General features: G+C 48.9%; 1 protein-coding gene. It reads left to right on the plus strand.

Annotation, left to right across the window (positions count from 1 at the left end; genetic code table 11):
- The coding region (locus CVN76_RS01940) for a SpoVR family protein (RefSeq protein ID WP_198512428.1) at window positions 1-464 on the plus strand (464 nt) is incomplete at both ends.

The raw sequence follows: 464 nt of genomic DNA on the forward strand, positions 1-464 counted from the left end.
ACGAAGGCTGGGCTTCTTATTGGCATCAGCGCATCATCCGCGAATTGGATCTATCCTCAGGGGAAGCGATCGAGTTCGCCAAATTGAATGCAGGCGTCGTTCAGCCATCACGCACCAGCATCAACCCTTATTATCTTGGATTGAAAGTGCTTGAGGATATCGAGGAACGCTATGATAATCCAACCGAAGAAATGATCAGGCTGGGCGTCAAGCCTGGATCTGGCCGGGAAAAGATGTTCGAGGTCAGGGAGATCGAATCCGATATTTCCTTTCTCCGGAATTATTTGACGAAGGACCTGGTCATGCGAGAGGATATGTATCTATTCCAAAAGCAGGGCAAAGATTATAAAATCGTCGATAAGGCATGGGAACAGGTCCGCGATCAGCTCGTCAGCATGAGGGTGAACGGCGGATTCCCATATATCACCGTGAATGATGGCGACTACATGCGTAATGGTGAGCTA

The sequence above is a fragment of the Bacillus sp. mrc49 genome, assembly GCF_002803435.1.